This window comes from Agrobacterium sp. SORGH_AS_0440 (genome assembly GCF_031453135.1).
GTDB classification, from domain to species: domain Bacteria; phylum Pseudomonadota; class Alphaproteobacteria; order Rhizobiales; family Rhizobiaceae; genus Agrobacterium; species Agrobacterium pusense.
The window spans coordinates 2,766,122-2,782,564 of sequence record NZ_JAVIYR010000002.1 but is presented as its reverse complement, the minus strand read 5'-3'; the positions used below and the strand labels follow the sequence as shown (position 1 = coordinate 2,782,564).

General features: G+C 59.0%; 17 protein-coding genes. 12 read left to right on the top strand and 5 right to left on the bottom strand.

Annotated elements, in window-relative coordinates; translation table 11 throughout:
- The 4 genes from QE453_RS22740 to QE453_RS22725 all read left to right on the top strand — a co-directional run.
- Nucleotides 1-258 (top strand): hypothetical protein (locus tag QE453_RS22740; protein ID WP_309778109.1); only part of this gene is annotated, 258 nt, incomplete at its 5' end.
- A 48-nt stretch (nt 259-306) separates the two neighbouring features.
- The gene (gene hrpB, locus QE453_RS22735) at nt 307-2,793 is read left to right on the top strand and encodes an ATP-dependent helicase HrpB (protein ID WP_045533537.1); all 2,487 of its coding nucleotides are present in this window, start codon (nt 307-309) and stop codon (nt 2,791-2,793) included.
- A 26-nt stretch (nt 2,794-2,819) separates the two neighbouring features.
- Entirely contained in the window at nt 2,820-4,127 is a 1,308-nt protein-coding gene (gene actS, locus QE453_RS22730; RefSeq protein WP_081093539.1) for a two-component system sensor histidine kinase ActS, read from the top strand.
- A gap of 69 nt (nt 4,128-4,196) precedes the next feature.
- A complete protein-coding gene (locus tag QE453_RS22725) occupies nt 4,197-4,784 on the top strand; it encodes an ActR/PrrA/RegA family redox response regulator transcription factor (protein ID WP_004444351.1) in 588 nt (195 codons plus the stop codon).
- Nucleotides 4,785-4,788: 4 nt separating this feature from the next.
- Here the strand turns inward: QE453_RS22725 and QE453_RS22720 are convergent, their stop codons facing one another.
- Nucleotides 4,789-5,274 carry an MmcB family DNA repair protein gene (locus tag QE453_RS22720; RefSeq protein ID WP_004444350.1) on the bottom strand — a complete coding sequence of 162 codons (486 nt, stop codon included), beginning with the start codon at nt 5,272-5,274 and terminating at the stop codon, nt 4,789-4,791.
- A 184-nt stretch (nt 5,275-5,458) separates the two neighbouring features.
- Here QE453_RS22720 and QE453_RS22715 point away from each other — a divergent pair, with 184 nt between their 5' ends.
- Nucleotides 5,459-6,172, top strand: coding sequence for a L,D-transpeptidase (locus QE453_RS22715; RefSeq protein WP_006700126.1), 714 nt, complete (start codon nt 5,459-5,461; stop codon nt 6,170-6,172).
- Nucleotides 6,173-6,248: 76 nt separating this feature from the next.
- Here QE453_RS22715 and QE453_RS22710 read toward each other — a convergent pair whose 3' ends face one another.
- From QE453_RS22710 to hslV, 4 genes are all read right to left on the bottom strand, one after another.
- The gene (locus QE453_RS22710) at nt 6,249-8,417 is read right to left on the bottom strand and encodes a malate synthase G (protein ID WP_035208067.1); all 2,169 of its coding nucleotides are present in this window, start codon (nt 8,415-8,417) and stop codon (nt 6,249-6,251) included.
- Nucleotides 8,418-8,536: 119 nt separating this feature from the next.
- Nucleotides 8,537-9,502, bottom strand: a complete 966-nt coding sequence (locus QE453_RS22705; RefSeq protein ID WP_309778106.1) for a DUF1402 family protein — start codon at nt 9,500-9,502, stop codon at nt 8,537-8,539.
- Nucleotides 9,503-9,700: 198 nt separating this feature from the next.
- Nucleotides 9,701-11,008, bottom strand: coding sequence for an ATP-dependent protease ATPase subunit HslU (hslU, locus tag QE453_RS22700; RefSeq protein ID WP_004444342.1), 1,308 nt, complete (start codon nt 11,006-11,008; stop codon nt 9,701-9,703).
- Between the two features lie 73 nt (nt 11,009-11,081).
- Nucleotides 11,082-11,606: an ATP-dependent protease subunit HslV gene (hslV, locus tag QE453_RS22695; RefSeq protein WP_004444336.1), complete on the bottom strand. Its 525-nt coding sequence runs from the start codon at nt 11,604-11,606 to the stop codon at nt 11,082-11,084.
- Between the two features lie 201 nt (nt 11,607-11,807).
- Between hslV and hisB the strand changes: the two genes are divergently transcribed.
- The 7 genes from hisB to coaA are packed head-to-tail and all read left to right on the top strand — an operon-like array spanning nt 11,808 to nt 16,428.
- Nucleotides 11,808-12,404, top strand: coding sequence for an imidazoleglycerol-phosphate dehydratase HisB (hisB, locus tag QE453_RS22690; RefSeq protein ID WP_153776885.1), 597 nt, complete (start codon nt 11,808-11,810; stop codon nt 12,402-12,404).
- Between the two features lie 22 nt (nt 12,405-12,426).
- Nucleotides 12,427-12,921 (top strand): DUF2628 domain-containing protein, encoded by a 495-nt coding sequence (locus QE453_RS22685; protein WP_309778104.1) that lies wholly within the window; start codon nt 12,427-12,429, stop codon nt 12,919-12,921.
- A gap of 1 nt (nt 12,922) precedes the next feature.
- Nucleotides 12,923-13,573 (top strand): imidazole glycerol phosphate synthase subunit HisH, encoded by a 651-nt coding sequence (gene hisH / locus QE453_RS22680; RefSeq protein WP_309778102.1) that lies wholly within the window; start codon nt 12,923-12,925, stop codon nt 13,571-13,573.
- 1 nt (nt 13,574) lies between these two features.
- Nucleotides 13,575-14,318 carry a 1-(5-phosphoribosyl)-5-[(5-phosphoribosylamino)methylideneamino]imidazole-4-carboxamide isomerase gene (gene hisA / locus QE453_RS22675; protein WP_244456100.1) on the top strand — a complete coding sequence of 248 codons (744 nt, stop codon included), beginning with the start codon at nt 13,575-13,577 and terminating at the stop codon, nt 14,316-14,318.
- On the top strand, nt 14,315-15,091 hold the full coding sequence (gene hisF / locus QE453_RS22670) for an imidazole glycerol phosphate synthase subunit HisF (RefSeq protein ID WP_004444327.1): 777 nt from the start codon (nt 14,315-14,317) through the stop codon (nt 15,089-15,091). The genes hisA and hisF overlap by 4 nt, the downstream gene beginning before the upstream one ends.
- Nucleotides 15,092-15,106: 15 nt before the next feature.
- Nucleotides 15,107-15,430, top strand: coding sequence for a phosphoribosyl-ATP diphosphatase (locus tag QE453_RS22665; RefSeq protein WP_006700121.1), 324 nt, complete (start codon nt 15,107-15,109; stop codon nt 15,428-15,430).
- Nucleotides 15,427-16,428: a type I pantothenate kinase gene (coaA, locus tag QE453_RS22660; protein WP_004444323.1), complete on the top strand. Its 1,002-nt coding sequence runs from the start codon at nt 15,427-15,429 to the stop codon at nt 16,426-16,428. Before QE453_RS22665 ends, coaA begins: the two co-directional genes overlap by 4 nt.
- Nucleotides 16,429-16,443 lie beyond the last annotated feature (15 nt).

Sequence of the window (16,443 nt, the reverse complement as noted above, 5' to 3'; positions counted from 1 at the left end):
AATCCATCACCTCAAACAAGTCAACACACCTACCGTCAAAAAACTGACATTTTTGGTAAGTCGTTGAAATATATGAGGATAATTAGCCATTTATGCGAAAACCCACAGAATGCGCCAAATCCCGCGAGCGTTTTGCTGCGCACCGGCCATCTGCGCCTTTTAAAACGTCCGAGCCTTCCCGCGGCGACCGCCACTTTGCCGGTGGCATATCTTCGAAAGCGGCGTGGCCGGCTGTCAAACCGTCGTGTCGTGCATTAAAACAACAAGAAGACGCTCATATGCTACCCTAATACCAGGCTCCTTTGCATGACCAGAACACCAGCGCCAATAAAGACCGACTTACCTGAACTTCCCGTCAGCGCTGTTCTCGCGGAAATCGCAGGTGCCTTGTCGGGGGCGAGACGTGCGGTTCTCTCGGCCCCTCCCGGGGCGGGCAAAACGACGCTGGTGCCGCTTTATCTCCTACAGCAGAGGTGGCGGGGCGACGGAAAGATCATTCTTCTCGAGCCACGCCGGCTTGCGGCCCGCGCAGCGGCGGGACGCATGGCCGATCTCCTGCATGAAGATGTCGGTGACACCGTCGGATACCGCATGCGGCTCGACAATCGTATTTCATCAAAAACCCGGATCGAGGTGGTAACGGAAGGCGTATTTGCGCGGATGGTTCTGGATGATCCCGAGCTTTCCGATGTCTCGACGGTGATATTCGACGAATTTCATGAGCGCTCGCTTGACGGAGATTTCGGGCTGGCGCTGGCCCTCGACGTCCAGGCCGGTTTGCGTGAGGACCTGCGGATCCTCGTCATGTCCGCAACTCTCGACGTTGAACGCATCAGTGCGCTTATGGGTGGCGCTCCGGTCATTCAAAGTCTTGGAAGGACCTTTCCGATCGACATTCGTTACGAGGAACGCTGGCAGGGCATGCCGGTCGATGAAAAGGTGGCAAGGGCGATTAGGGAAGCCCATGCATCGGAAACAGGGTCCATTCTGGCCTTCCTGCCCGGACAGTCGGAAATTACCCGGACGGCTGCAAGGCTGGAAGGACATTTCCCCGACGATACGGATATCATCCCGCTTTACGGCAATCTTTCTCAGAAGGAGCAGGACGCCGCGATCAAGCCAGCAGCCTCCGGGCGACGGAAGATTGTCCTTGCAACATCGATAGCGGAGACCTCGATAACCATCGATGGTGTGAGAGTCGTGGTCGATAGCGGTCTGCAGCGGTTGCCGGTTTTCGAACCGGCGACCGGCATCACCAGGCTTGAGACCGTGCGGGCATCACGCGCATCGGCCGATCAGCGCGCCGGGCGGGGCGGCCGAACCGAGCCCGGTGTTGCCATTCGCCTCTGGCATCAGGGGCAGACGGCAGCACTCAGTGCATTTACGCCGCCGCAAATTTTGGCGAGCGATCTTGCCGGCCTTGCGCTCGATCTTGCCCATTGGGGTGTTCATGACCCCTCGTCTCTCGCCTTTCTGGACGCACCACCTGAGGCTGCCCTCAAAGAATCGGTCGCACTCCTGAAAAATCTTGGCGCCCTTGATGAAAGCGGCGCACTGACGCCGCAGGGCCGCCTGATGCGAGGCCTCTCCCTGCCGCCGAGGCTCGCAGCGATGGTGATTGCCGCCGCAGGCGAAGGCTCGGGAAAAAAGGCGGCGATGCTTGCGGTCATGCTGACGGAACAGGGCCTGGGCGGAAATGATATCGATCTCGATGACAGACTGCGGCGCTTTCTTGCCGATAGAGGTGAAAGGGCGCAGGCGGCGCGCAAGCTGGCTTTCCGCCTTCTCGACACAGTCGGTGATATGCCGGCGGCAAACGACCTGCCGAGCGAGGCGGGACCGCTTCTGCTGCACGCATATCCGGACAGGATCGCGCTTCAGCGCGGCGCGCGCGGGCGGTATGTCATGGCGAATGGCCGCGGGGCTGAACTGGCTGAAACGGAGCGGCTGGCGGCGAGCCGAATGCTTGTTGTCGCTGACATTACGGGACGGGCCGCGCAGCCGCGCATCCTTGCGGCGGCTGGCATCGACAGGGCCGATATAGAAGAGCGTATGCCACATCTTATCGTTCAGCAGGATCAGCTGCTGTTCGACAAGGCGAGCGGACAGGCGCGGGCGCGCCGGGTAGTGCGTCTGGGCGCCATCATTCTGGACGAAACGCCCCTGCCCCGTCCCGACGGTGAGCAGGCAGCGCACGCGCTCGCCAACGGCGTTCGGGATTTCGGCATCGGCATACTTCCTTTTTCGAAAGAGACCGCGCAATTGCGCGATCGGATCGGATTTCTGAATGCCAGCATCGGAGAGCCCTGGCCGGATGTCAGCGACGAGGCGTTGCTTTCGCGGCTAGACGAATGGTTCATCCCTTTTCAGCATGGCGTCCGGAGCCTTCAGGACATCCGGCCCGGCAGTCTTTCGGAAGGGATTCTGTCCCTGGTGCCACATGAGGTCGCCCGAGATCTCGGGAGGCTGGCGCCGACCCATTTCGAAGCGCCGACGGGCCAGCGGCATCCCATCCGCTATGACGCCAGCGAGCCGACGCTTTCCATTCGCGTGCAGGAGCTTTTCGGGCTGAAGGCGCACCCGGCCATTGCGCAGGGGCGGTTGCCGCTGCTCCTGGAATTGACGTCGCCGGCGCACAGGCCGATACAGACGACGCGTGACCTTCCCGGCTTCTGGGCGGGATCGTGGAAGGACGTGCGGGCAGATATGCGTGGTCGCTATCCGCGTCATCCGTGGCCGGAGGATCCCGCCGATGCCCTGCCGACCAGCCGTGCGAAACCGCGCGGAACGTGATGATGACAAGGGTAAAGGAGACGAAGGTGGCTGGCCATCCGATCGAAACCACCAGGCTTGGCCGCGCCAGCCGCAGGATAAGGTTGCAGACCATTGTGTGGCTTCGCTGGCTGGCGGTTGCGGGACAGACGGCGACAATCCTGCTTGTCGCCTTCGGGCTGAATTTTCCGCTGCCACTTTTGGCCTGCGGCCTTTTGATCGCGGCGCTGGCGCTCGCCAACCTTTTTCTCACGGCCCGTTTTCCCTCCACCTACCGGCTGGAGCCGTGGGAAGCGACATTGCTGCTGGCCTTTGACCTTTTGCAATTGACGGCGCTGATCTATATCACAGGCGGACTTTCCAATCCTTTCGCGCCGCTGATCTGCGTGCAGGTCATCATTGCCTTTGCCTCCCAACCGTTGCGGCATTCCCTCATTCTCCTCGGCTTTGCCGTCATCTGCTCGACGGCGATCGCCTTTTCGCCCTTTCCGGTTCCCTGGTATCCCGGTGAGGTCTTGCCGATCCAGCTTCTGCTGCATGTCGGCACCTGGGTGGCGATCATTGCCACCACGTCTTTCGCAGCTTTTTATGCCTATCGCGTTTCCCACGAAGCCAATCAGCTCGCGGATGCGCTGGCTGCGACCGAACTGGTGCTGGAACGGGAAAAACATCTTTCACAGCTCGACGGCCTGGCGGCCGCCGCAGCGCACGAGCTGGGTACGCCCCTTGCGACGATCAGCGTCGTCGCCAAGGAGATGGAGCGGGAACTTGGGGATGATGAGAAATATGGAGAGGACATAGCGCTGCTGCGCAGCCAGAGCGAAAGATGCCGCGACATTCTGCGTCGTCTCACCTCCCTGTCCGCCGACAATGAGGAGCACATGCGCCGCCTGCCGCTTTCATCGCTGATCGAGGAGGTAATGGCGCCGCATCGCGAATTCGGCATTCGTCTGGAACTGGTTGAAAAGAACAATCGCGCCGACGAGCCGGTCGGAATCCGCAATGCCGGCATCATCTACGGCCTTGGCAACCTCATTGAAAATGGCGTGGATTATGCGCGCGAAAAAGTCACCGTAACGGTGGATTACGATCATCAGAACGTTGCAGTCATCATTGAAGACGATGGGCCAGGTTATGCCCATGACGTGCTTGCCCGTATCGGCGAGCCCTATGTGACCGAACGTCACAATGACACACGTGCAGGTGGGCTCGGGCTCGGGCTCTTTATCGCCAAGACCTTGCTGGAGCGCTCCGGCGCCACCGTCGCGTTCGAAAATCGCGGCACAACCGGAACCGGCGCGCGGGTCACAATCGTCTGGCCTCGGGCGCTCATGGAGGATAAAAGAAGCCGTTGACTTTACCATTCACGCTGAAGCGGCAATAAGAACAAGAAAAGCCGATGACGTTGCCGGAAGGCCGGAGACATGAAGACAGAAGACCAGACCTCATCCACAAGCGCGCCGGCGGACGATATCGATCCTATCGGACCTGACAAATCTCTGCTGATCGTTGATGACGATGGCCCTTTCCTGCGGCGGCTTGCCCGGGCCATGGAGACACGTGGCTTTATTGTCGACACTGCCGAGACCGTGAGCGAAGGCATCGCGCGTTCCAAGGCTGCGCCGCCGAAATATGCGGTTGTCGATCTGCGGCTTGCGGATGGCAACGGGCTGGAAGTGATCGAAGCCATCAGGCAGAACCGCGACGACACGCAGATCGTCGTTCTGACCGGCTACGGCAATATCGCCACCGCTGTTACCGCCGTAAAACTGGGGGCGCTGGACTATCTGGCCAAGCCTGCCGATGCCGACGACGTGTTCAACGCCCTGACGCAGCGCAAGGGTGAAAAGACGGAAGTGCCCGAAAACCCGATGTCAGCCGACCGGGTTCGGTGGGAGCACATTCAGCGCGTTTATGAAATGTGCGAGCGCAACGTCTCGGAAACGGCGCGGCGACTGAACATGCACCGAAGGACGCTGCAGCGTATTCTCGCGAAGCGCGCGCCCAAATAAGCGCCTATTCGCCAAAGCTGCGCCCGGTGGTCCATTCCGCCAGCATAAGCCGGGTCGCAGCGGTTCTGGAAAAATCCAGCATGACAGATTTGCGGGTCGCCGGCGGCAATTTATGTTCCGGCGCGTCGCGAAGCATGTGAGCGCCATACCCATCCGACAGTATCAATCCGCATTCCTCCGGGAATATATCGGTTGGAACTTCCGGATGGGTGGCAAAAAACAATCGATCGCAATGCAGGCGGTATTCCGGCCATTTGCGATCGACGCGGAAATCCTCGATAGAGGATTTGATCTCGATGATCCAGATTTCACCCTTGACCGACAGGCTGATGAGATCTGCCCTTCGCCCGCTTGCAAGCGGCAGTTCCGGCAAGACCGAGTGGCGCATTTCGTGCAAGAGCACCTGCACGCCGCGGCGCACCAGCATCGCCTTGTCCGACTGGCGGCCGTCGATTAACGGATTATTGTTGGTAACGGAAAGAATAGTCATGGATAAAGGCTGCTGAAGCGTTTGGCCTATTGTTGCAAAAAAGGCAATCAACCGGCAATTTTAAATGCGGTGCCGTTTCGCGGCTGCACAACGGCTTGCCAAGAGCGGCTGAATGGAAAATAACCGATTTATCCTATTAAGCCTACTCCTTCGCACAATTTGGCGAATTTTCCGCGAGAACGACATGCGCATCCGTACCCCATTGACCATACTCGGTCTGACGGCAGCACTGGCACTGGCCGGCTGCGCCGAAACTACCTCCCAATCCGCCACTCCAACATCAGGCAAGATCGCAGCCTCCGTACCGGTTGCTGATCCCGTTCCGGCGAAAGTCGAGACGGTGCAGATCTTCAATGATGTTTATGGTCCGGTGACCGATGCGGGCTATGCGCTGCCGGCCATTCCGATCAACCGTGTGAATGAGAAGTACCGTCGCCAGATCGTCGAGTTCCAGACCAACGAGCGTCCCGGCACGATCATCGTCAATACGCGCGATCGTTTCCTTTATTATATCCTCTCCGGCAACCGCGCCGTGCGTTACGGCATCGGCGTCGGCAAGGCTGGTTTCGCCTGGGCCGGTGAAGCCTATGTGGCCTGGAAGCAGGAATGGCCGATGTGGCATCCGCCAAAGGAAATGGCAGACCGCAAGCCGGAAGTGGCGAAATATGTCGAGGCCGGCATGGGCCCCGGCCTTTCCAACCCGCTCGGCGCGCGCGCCATGTATCTCTTTAACGAAAAGGGACAGGATACGCTGTTCCGTATCCACGGTTCGCCCGAATGGGCCTCGATCGGCACCGCCGCTTCTTCCGGCTGCATCCGCATGATCAACCAGGATGTGATCGATCTTTACAGCCGCGTCCGCCCAGGCCGCAGCACCAAGGTCGTCGTGATCCAGTAAGGGCCGCAACAGCAGATCAAGAAAAAGCCGCCGGGAAACGTCCCGGCGGCTTTTTTACTGGTGAAAAGGGCGGAGATTACGCCGCCTGCTTTGCCTTCAGCTCGAGGCGGCGGCGGTGCAGGACCGGTTCAGTGTAGCCGTTCGGTTGCTCCCGGCCCTTCAACACCAGTTCGACAGCAGCCTGAAAGGCTACCGATCCTTCAAAGTCAGACGCCATCGGCAGATAGGCCGGATCGCCTGCATTCTGCGCGTCGACCACAGCCGCCATGCGCTTCATGGTCTCGACGATCTGCGCCTCTGTCACGACGCCGTGGCGCAGCCAGTTCGCCATGTGCTGCGCTGAAATGCGAAGCGTCGCGCGATCCTCCATCAGACCGATATTGTTGATGTCTGGTACCTTGGAGCATCCGACACCCTGATCGACCCAGCGCACGACATAGCCTAGAATACCCTGCGCATTGTTGTCGAGTTCACGCTGGATTTCTTCCGGCGTCCAGTTGGGACGCGGCGCAACCGGCACTGACAGAATGTCGGAAAGCTTCGCACGGCCGCGGCTTTTCAGCTCTTGCTGAACAGCGGCGACATCGACCTTGTGATAATGCGTGGCATGCAGCGTCGCAGCGGTCGGCGACGGCACCCATGCGGTGTTGGCGCCGGCCTTCGGATGCGCAATCTTCTGCTCCAACATCGCCGCCATCAGGTCGGGCATGGCCCACATGCCTTTGCCGATCTGCGCATGGCCGGAAAGACCGCATTCTAGCCCGATATCGACGTTCCAGTTTTCATAAGCGGCGATCCAGGCGGCCTGCTTCATGTCGCCCTTGCGGATCATCGGACCCGCTTCCATGGAGGTATGGATTTCGTCGCCGGTACGGTCGAGGAAGCCTGTATTGATGAAGACCACACGATCCTTCGCTGCGCGAATGCTTTCCTTGAGGTTAACAGTGGTGCGGCGCTCCTCATCCATGATGCCCATCTTCATGGTGTTTGGCTGCATGCCGACAAGCTCTTCGACCCGCGTGAAAATCTCGTTGGCGAAGGCCACTTCTTCCGGCCCATGCATCTTCGGCTTCACCACATACATGGAGCCGGCCCGAGAATTCTGGCGTCGCCCGGAAGGGCCGACGTCATAGAGTGCAATGAGCGCCGTGACGACGGCATCCATGATGCCCTCGGGTACTTCACGCCCATCCCGGTCAAGGATTGCCGGATTGGTCATGAGATGACCGACATTGCGCACCAGCATCAGCGACCGGCCCGGCAGCGTCAGCGCGGAGCCATTGGGCGCTGTATAATAGCGATCCGGGTTGAGGCGGCGTGTGAAAGTGTGGCCACCCTTCGAGACCTCTTCCGTCAGGTCTCCACGCATCAGGCCGAGCCAGTTACCGTAGACCAGAACCTTGTCCTCGGCATCGACGGCGGCAACCGAATCTTCGCAATCCATGATGGTCGTCAGGGCAGATTCAAGAATGACATCAGAGATGCCCGCCCTGTCGCCCTTGCCGATTTCGGTCGAGGGATCGATCACGATTTCGGTATGCAGACCGTTCTTGCCGAGCAGGATTGTCGCGGGCTTTGCCGCTTCCCCGGTGAAACCCTTGAATTGCGTTTCGTCCTTGAGACCGGTTCCGCCATTGCTGGCAACAAGCTGCAGAAGCCCATCGACGATCTCGAAACCGGTGACATCAGACCAGCTGCCGCTCAAAAGCGGAGCGGTTTCATCGAGGAAGTTGCGCGCCCAGGCGATGACCTTTTCACCGCGCTTCGGGTTATAGGCCCTGCCCTTCTCGGCACCATCGGCATCGGAAATGGCATCCGTGCCGTAAAGTGCATCGTAAAGCGAACCCCAACGGGCATTGGCGGCGTTCAGCGCATAACGGGCATTCATGACGGGAACAACGAGCTGCGGACCGGCGACGGCAGCAATTTCCGGATCGACGTTGCTGGTTTCCACCTTGAAATCAGGACCTTCCGGCAAAAGGTATCCGATTTCCCTCAGGAATGCCTCGTATACATCGAAATCCGAGGGGGCACCGTTCTCTCGGTACCAGCCGTCGATTTTTTCCTGCAACGCATCGCGCTTGGCGAGCAGTTCACGGTTCTTCGGAGAAAGCTCGTGAACAATGGCCGAAAAGCCTTCGAAGAACGCCTCGCTGTTTAGACCCGTGCCCGGCAGGACATCTTCAGTCAAAAAGGCATAAAGCCTGTCATCGATGGAAAGGCCGAATTTATTCGTGCGGCTCACATGCGCCTCCTCTATTCTGGAAACACAGATTGGACGCGGAGGCGGGCGCTCGTCAATTGCGGCAGCCAGCCAAATATTATTTCCTTTTTGGAAACAATGCAGCCGATAGTCGCCGTTTTCTACAAAAGCGCCTGGAGATCCTTGATGCGGTCATTCACCAGCCAGCCGTAATAATTTTCCTCCGGCAACAGTGGCTGTTCCCCGCCTGCGGCGCGCTGGCGGTTCTTTTGGGCCAGAATGGCAGCGCGCTGTTGCGACCCACCGACATTATAAAGCGTGGAGGTCACGCCCGGATTCTTCGAAATGTCCATATCGGCAATCAACCGGTAATCATCGATCGATCTGCGGATAGAGGCCGCCATGAAAGCCAGCGAGCGGTCGGGGTCCATGATGGCGGTGTAGACCGCGGTGGCGTCGTTCTCGTCCAGCTTCTCATAACCCGACGTTCTCGCCACCATGTCGGACAGCATCAGCGCCGTCAGCGGATTTATTTGGCCGAGGCCGAAGGTCTGGCCGGCATAAAAGGGCTGGAAGAACACAGCACTGAAACGGTTGTTCGGATAGGTCACGCCATCGACGGTCTTGCCGCGGAAACTGTCATCCCATACATCTTCCCGGCAGTTCCAGAGACTGTAAGAATCCTTCTTCGACTGGCATTTGGAAAATTGCGAATGCGTCAGAAACTGCGCAATCGTTTCATCCTTATAGCCGAAACGGAAGCTGCTACCCGCGTAAGAAGCTGCCTTGACGTAATAAGACTGCAGCCGGTCATAGGCATCGACATTATAAGTGTGTTCGCCAACGATCGCGCCGATCATATGGATCGGATCAATCCCGTAACGCCCGGCCGTCGACTTGATCTTGGCGATCAGCGCCTTGTCAGAAGACAAAAGATCGATGACCTTCTGGTATTTGCGCTCAAAAGACGTGTTGGACGCCTTGGTTCTTTTGGCGGAAGCACCGGGAACGCCCGGTTGCTCGGCATTGCGATTGCCCGGCGGCACGACCGTTGCGGCCTCCACATAAGAAGACGCGGTGACGGTGAACGTCAAAGCAGCGGCAAATGCCAGAAGAGTTTTGCGCACGAGCGAATGCCTTTTCTCAAGCCTGCGGCTTCTGCCAGCGAAAGGTGCTGGAAAACCTGATCATTCCACTAAAACGGTTCCAACCGGAATGCAGCCCTTCCCATAAACAAAATGCGGGCTGAATGCGAGATGAGGCAGATAAAATAAAAGAGTGCGGCAAATATGGCCGCACTCTTCTTTCCTCGATCCCTGAAGTCTTCAGAGAATATAGCGCGAGAGGTCCGTATCGGCGGCGAGGTCGCCGACATGTTTACGGACATATTCCTGGTCGATCTTGACGGCGGAACCGCCACGATCCGGCGCGTTGAAGGAAATTTCGTCCAAAACACGCTCCATTACCGTCTGCAGACGGCGGGCACCGATATTTTCGACCGACGAGTTGAGATGAACGGCCACATCAGCCAGAGCATCGATGGCGTCGTCGGTGAAGTCGAGATCCAGTTCTTCCGTCGCCATCAGCGCCTTGTACTGGCGGATGAGGCTTGCTTCCGTCTCCGTCAGGATACGGCGGAAATCTTCCCTCGTCAGTGGCTTCAGCTCAACGCGGATCGGCAGGCGGCCCTGAAGCTCAGGCAGGAGATCCGACGGCTTCGCCACATGGAAGGCGCCCGATGCGATGAACAGGATATGGTCGGTCTTGACCGGCCCATATTTGGTCGAAACCGTCGTGCCTTCGACGAGCGGCAGCAGGTCGCGCTGCACGCCTTCGCGCGAGACGCCGGCGCCCATGCCGCCATCGCGGGCCGCAATCTTGTCGATCTCGTCAAGGAAGACGATGCCGTCATTTTCCACCGACTTGACCGCTTCGCGCTGGATCATCTCATTGTCCAGCAGCTTGTCGGATTCGTCGCGGATAAGGTCGGCATAGGATTTCGACACCGTCGTGCGCACCTTCTTGGTGCGTCCGCCCATGGCCTTGCCGAACATTTCCGACAAGTTGAGCACGCCAATATTGGCGCCCGGCATGCCCGGGATTTCGAAACCGGGCATGCCCGATCCGCTATCGGCCACCTCGATGTCAATTTCCTTGTCGTCCAATTCACCATCGCGCAGCTTCTTGCGGAAGCTCTCGCGCGTGCCCGGTGACGCGGTTGAGCCGACCAACGCGTCGAGCACGCGCTCTTCGGCGCTCTGATGCGCCTTGGCCTGCACTTCGGCGCGCTTCTTTTCGCGCACGAGGCCGATACCAATCTCGACAAGGTCACGAATGATCTGCTCGACATCGCGGCCGACATAACCGACTTCGGTGAACTTGGTGGCTTCAACCTTGATGAAAGGCGCGCCGGCCAACTTGGCGAGGCGGCGCGAGATTTCCGTCTTGCCGACACCGGTCGGCCCGATCATGAGAATATTTTTCGGCATGACTTCGTCGCGCAGGCTCTCATCGAGCTGCTGGCGACGCCAGCGATTGCGCAGCGCAATCGCGACCGCCCGTTTTGCATCGTGCTGACCGATGATGTGGCGGTCCAGTTCCGAGACGATTTCCCGGGGAGAAAAAGTGGTCATTCTGTCCTCTCGGCTTTCCTGCTCCGGCCGGCCATTCGGCCCGGCCCACAGGACCCATTGGTGAGAAATACGCTTACTCGGCGTCGAGCGTTTCCACGACGAGATTGTGATTGGTATAAACGCAGATATCGGCGGCGATATCGAGCGCCTGCCGGGCCACGTCTTCGGCCGACTTGTCGGTATCCATCATGGCGCGGGCGGCGGCGAAAGCATAATTGCCGCCGGAACCGATGGCGATTGCGCCGTGCTCGGGCTCCAGCACATCGCCATTGCCGGTAATGGCAAGCGTGGTGGATTTATCGGCGACCAGCATCATCGCTTCGAGATTGCGCAGATATTTATCCGTGCGCCAGTCTTTTGCGAGTTCCACGGCGGCGCGCATGAGCTGGCCGGGATATTGCTCGAGTTTCTTCTCGAGGCGGTCAAGCAAAGTAAAAGCATCGGCCGTCGCGCCTGCGAAACCGGCAATCACTTCACCCTTGCCGATGCGGCGAACCTTGCGGGCGTTGCCCTTCATGACGGTCTGGCCGAGGCTCACCTGCCCGTCGCCAGCCATGACGACCTTGCCGCCCTTTCTGACTGTAATGATTGTTGTCATCAAACACCTGTCTGCCCTGCCGGGCCTGGAGTTAACGGGCCGGGTTGCGGCCCTTTTCGGGTTCTATGTAAGTCTGGTTTTTGCGATTGCAATCATCGGGATCACACCGGGTTTTCCGCAGGTCAGCCAAGACGATGGAACAACTGGATATTTGTGTCCCGTGCTGATAAGGAACGGCGACATTTTCACGGAGCGGCCAAAATGGCAGAACGTAAAGGCGAGATTATCCGCAAGACCAACGAAACCTCGGTTTCGGTGCGTGTGGATATCGACGGCACCGGCAAATCGAAAATTTCCACCGGCGTGGGATTTTTCGACCATATGCTGGACCAGCTGAGCCGCCATTCGCTGATCGACATGGAGATCGAGGTTCAGGGCGACCTGCACATCGATGATCATCACACCGTGGAAGATACTGGCATCGCCATTGGCCAGGCGATCGCGAAGGCACTTGGCGACCGGCGCGGTATTGCCCGCTACGCCTCGCTCGACCTTGCCATGGACGAGACGATGACCAAGGCCGCCGTCGATATTTCCGGCCGGCCGTTCCTCGTCTGGAACGTCAATTTTTCCGCGCCAAAGATCGGCACCTTCGACACGGAACTGGTGCGCGAATTCTTTCAGGCGCTCGCCCAGAATGCCGGCATCACGCTGCATATCCTGAACCATTACGGCGCCAACAACCATCATATCGCCGAAACATGCTTCAAGGCCGTTGCCCGCGTTCTTCGCACGGCAACCGAGATCGACCCCCGGCAGGCAGGCCGCGTTCCCTCGACAAAGGGCATGCTGGCCTGACGCCAAAGCTGTCAGGAAGCCCATGACAAGCTATCTCGTTCTGGAAGCCCCCAACGGGCCGGACAGGGACCACAAGACGACCCGATTGATTGCCGATCGTTTCGTCTGGCTGGCTCTCTTTGCGCCATGGTTATGGCTTGCGATCAACCGGCTGTGGCTGGCGACGGCTATCGTTGTCATCGCACTCGTTGCGGCCGGACAACTCTCGATGTTAGCCGGATTCGAACCTGCCGGAATTCTTGTTGGTTTCACAATTGGGCTCATAACAGCGCTGGAGGGACGCAATTTTCTCGTCCGGCACCTGATCCGCAAGGGTTGGACGCTGAAGTCAGTCGTTTCCGCCCCTGATCTTTCGAGCGCCGAAGACATATATTTCTCCGGTCTCTCCGAAAACGCTGACGCGGAAGAACAGCTGTCGCACCCGGTCTGGGCCCCTTCGCCGCGAAAGAGCGGCGGCAAAAACTTCGTCAACGATCCCGCCGGATCGTTTCTTTTCGACTTGAATGGAAGGCGCTGACATGCGTGTCGCGATCATCGACTACGGTTCGGGCAATCTGCGTTCGGCCACCAAAGCTTTCGAGCGTGCCGCGCGTGAAGCCGGCATGAACGCAACCATCGATTTGACAGACAAGCCGGATCACGTCGCCTCGGCGGACCGCATCGTGCTGCCGGGTGTCGGTGCTTATGCCGACTGCCGCGCCGGTCTGGATGCCGTTCCCGGAATGCATGAGGCGCTCCTTGAAGCCGTCGAGAAAAAGGCGCATCCCTTCCTCGGCATCTGCGTCGGCATGCAGCTCATGTCCTCGCGCGGGCTGGAAAAGACTGTTAGCACCGGGCTCGGCTGGATCGAGGGTGATGTGGTGGAAATGACGCCTGCCGATAAGAACCTGAAGATTCCGCAGATCGGCTGGAACACACTGGAAATCCGCCACGCCCACCCCCTGTTCGACGGCATCAAGACCGGCGCGGATGGCTTACACGCCTATTTCGTGCATTCCTATCATCTGGCGGCCAAGCACGCGACGGATGTCATCGCCACCACAAATTACGGTGGCGCGATGACGGCTTTCGTCGGTCGCGACAATATGGCCGGCGCGCAATTCCACCCGGAAAAAAGCCAGACGCTCGGCCTTGCCCTGATCTCCAATTTCCTGCGCTGGAAGCCCTGACATGATTCTTTTTCCCGCAATCGACCTTAAAGACGGCCAGTGCGTTCGCCTGAAACTCGGCGATATGGACCAGGCCACCGTCTATAATACCGACCCCGGCGCACAGGCGAAAGCTTTCGAGGATCAAGGCTTTGAATGGCTGCATGTCGTTGATCTCAACGGTGCGTTCGCCGGCCAGACGGTCAATGGCGCGGCGGTTGATGCCATTCTGAAGGCGACGAAAAACCCGGTGCAGCTGGGCGGCGGCATCCGCACGCTCGATCATATCGAGGCCTGGCTGAGCCGTGGGCTTGCTCGCGTCATTCTCGGCACCGTGGCGGTGCGCGATCCGGTTCTGGTCATTGAAGCCTGCAAGCGTTTTCCCGGCCAGGTCGCCGTCGGCATTGATGCCAAGGGCGGCAAGGTTGCGGTGGAAGGCTGGGCGGAAGCCTCCGAACTCAGCGTGATCGAGCTTGCCAAACGTTTCGAAGGCGCTGGTGTTGCCGCGATCATCTATACCGATATCGATCGTGACGGCATTCTGGCCGGTATAAATTGGGCCTCAACGCTGGAACTGGCCGACGCCGTCTCCATCCCGGTCATCGCGTCTGGTGGTCTCGCCTCCATCGACGACATCAAGCGCATGTTGCAGCCGGATGCGGCAAAGCTTGAGGGCGCGATTTCCGGCCGCGCGCTTTATGACGGCCGTATCGATCCGGCGGAGGCGCTCGCCCTCATCAAGGCCGCAAAGGAGGTACGCGTATGACCCTAAAAGCTCGCGTTATTCCCTGCCTGGATGTGAAAGACGGCCGTGTCGTCAAGGGCGTGAACTTCGTAGACCTGATCGACGCAGGCGACCCGGTCGAGGCGGCGAAAGCCTATGATGCGGCAGGGGCGGACGAACTCTGCTTCCTGGACATTACCGCCTCTTCGGATAATCGCGACACGATCTTCGATGTCGTTTCACGCACCGCCGATCATTGCTTCATGCCACTGACCGTCGGTGGCGGCGTTCGCGCCGTCGCCGACATCCGCAAGCTGCTTCTGTGCGGGGCAGACAAGGTCTCGATCAATTCCGCAGCGGTCAAGGATCCCGACTTCGTGGCGCAGGCGGCCGACAAGTTCGGCAACCAGTGCATCGTCGTTTCCATCGACGCCAAGCGGGTTTCGAAGGATGGGGAAGAAGGCCGCTGGGAAATATTCACCCATGGCGGACGCCAGCCAACCGGGATTGACGCCGTGGAATTCGCCATCAAGATGGTCGAACGCGGCGCCGGCGAATTGCTTGTCACCTCGATGGATCGCGACGGCACCAAAAGCGGATACGATATCGGCCTGACGCGCAGCATTGCCGATCAGGTTCGAGTCCCCGTCATCGCTTCGGGGGGCGTCGGCACGCTGGATGATCTGGTGGCAGGCGTTCGTGATGGCCATGCGACTGCGGTGCTTGCCGCTTCGATCTTCCACTTCGGCACTTATTCGATCGGTGAAGCCAAGAACTACATGGCCGAGCATGGCATCGCCATGCGTCTCGACTGATTGCAGGATTCCCCCATGAGCGCATTTTCCCTTTCCGATCTGGAGCGCATCGTCGCAACCCGCGCCGCTGCCTCTCCTGACGAATCCTGGACGGCCAAGCTGGTTGCGGCTGGCCAGGAGCGTGCGGCGAAGAAACTCGGCGAAGAAGCCGTGGAAGCCGTCATTGCGGCCATCGCAAAAGACCGCGACGGGCTGAAGAACGAAGTGGCGGACCTGCTTTACCATCTGCTGGTGGTTTTGAAGATCGCCGACATCCCGCTGAATGAGGTTTTCGCCGAGCTGGAGCGCAGGACCGGGCAAACCGGTCTTGCGGAAAAGGCAGCGAGGCCGACATCATGAAGATCGAGGCAGGCAGCGGGGAGAGAGGCATGCCGAGCACACTCGATCATTTCCGACCGGATGAATATTCGCCCTACCACTTCTTCAGTTCGGAAGAATGGTCGAAGTTTCGTGCCGACACGCCATTGACGCTTTCTGCCGACGAGGTCAAACGGCTGCGTTCGCTGGATGATCCGATCGATCTGGATGAGGTGCGGCGCATCTACCTGTCTCTGTCGCGCCTGCTGTCCTCCCATGTGGAAGCATCGCAGCTGTTGTTCGAGCAGCGCAACCGCTTCCTCAACATGGCTGACGTCAACAAGACGCCCTTCGTCATCGGCATCGCCGGCTCCGTTGCCGTTGGCAAATCCACGACGGCACGTATTCTGAAAGAGCTTCTGGCGCGCTGGCCTTCCAGTCCCAAGGTCGACCTCATCACCACTGACGGATTTCTCTATCCGAACGAGGTATTGCGGCGCGAGAATCTGATGGAGCGTAAAGGCTTCCCGGAGAGCTACGATATCGGCGCGCTCCTGCGTTTCCTGTCGGCCATCAAGGCAGGCCAGCCCAATGTCAAGGCGCCGCGTTATTCGCACCTGACCTATGACGTGCTGCCGAACGAGTTCACTGTCATCGACCAGCCGGATATTCTCATCTTCGAAGGCATCAACGTGCTGCAATCGCGCGACCTGCCGGCAGGCGGGAGGATCGTGCCGATCGTTTCCGACTTCTTCGATTTCTCGATCTATATCGACGCTGATGAAGGCCTTATTCACAACTGGTATGTGAACCGGTTCATGAATCTGAGAAAAACCGCCTTCCGCGATCCCAATTCATTCTTCAACCGTTATGCCTCGATCAGCGAAGAAGCGGCGCTCAGCATTGCTGAAGGCCTCTGGCAGAACATCAACTTGAAGAACCTGCGGCAGAACATCGTGCCGACCCGCCCGCGCGCCGACCTTATTTTGCGCAAGGGCAAAAACCACCTGATCGACACGGTCGCGCTTCGCAAATTGTGAAAGATGCCGCGAAGG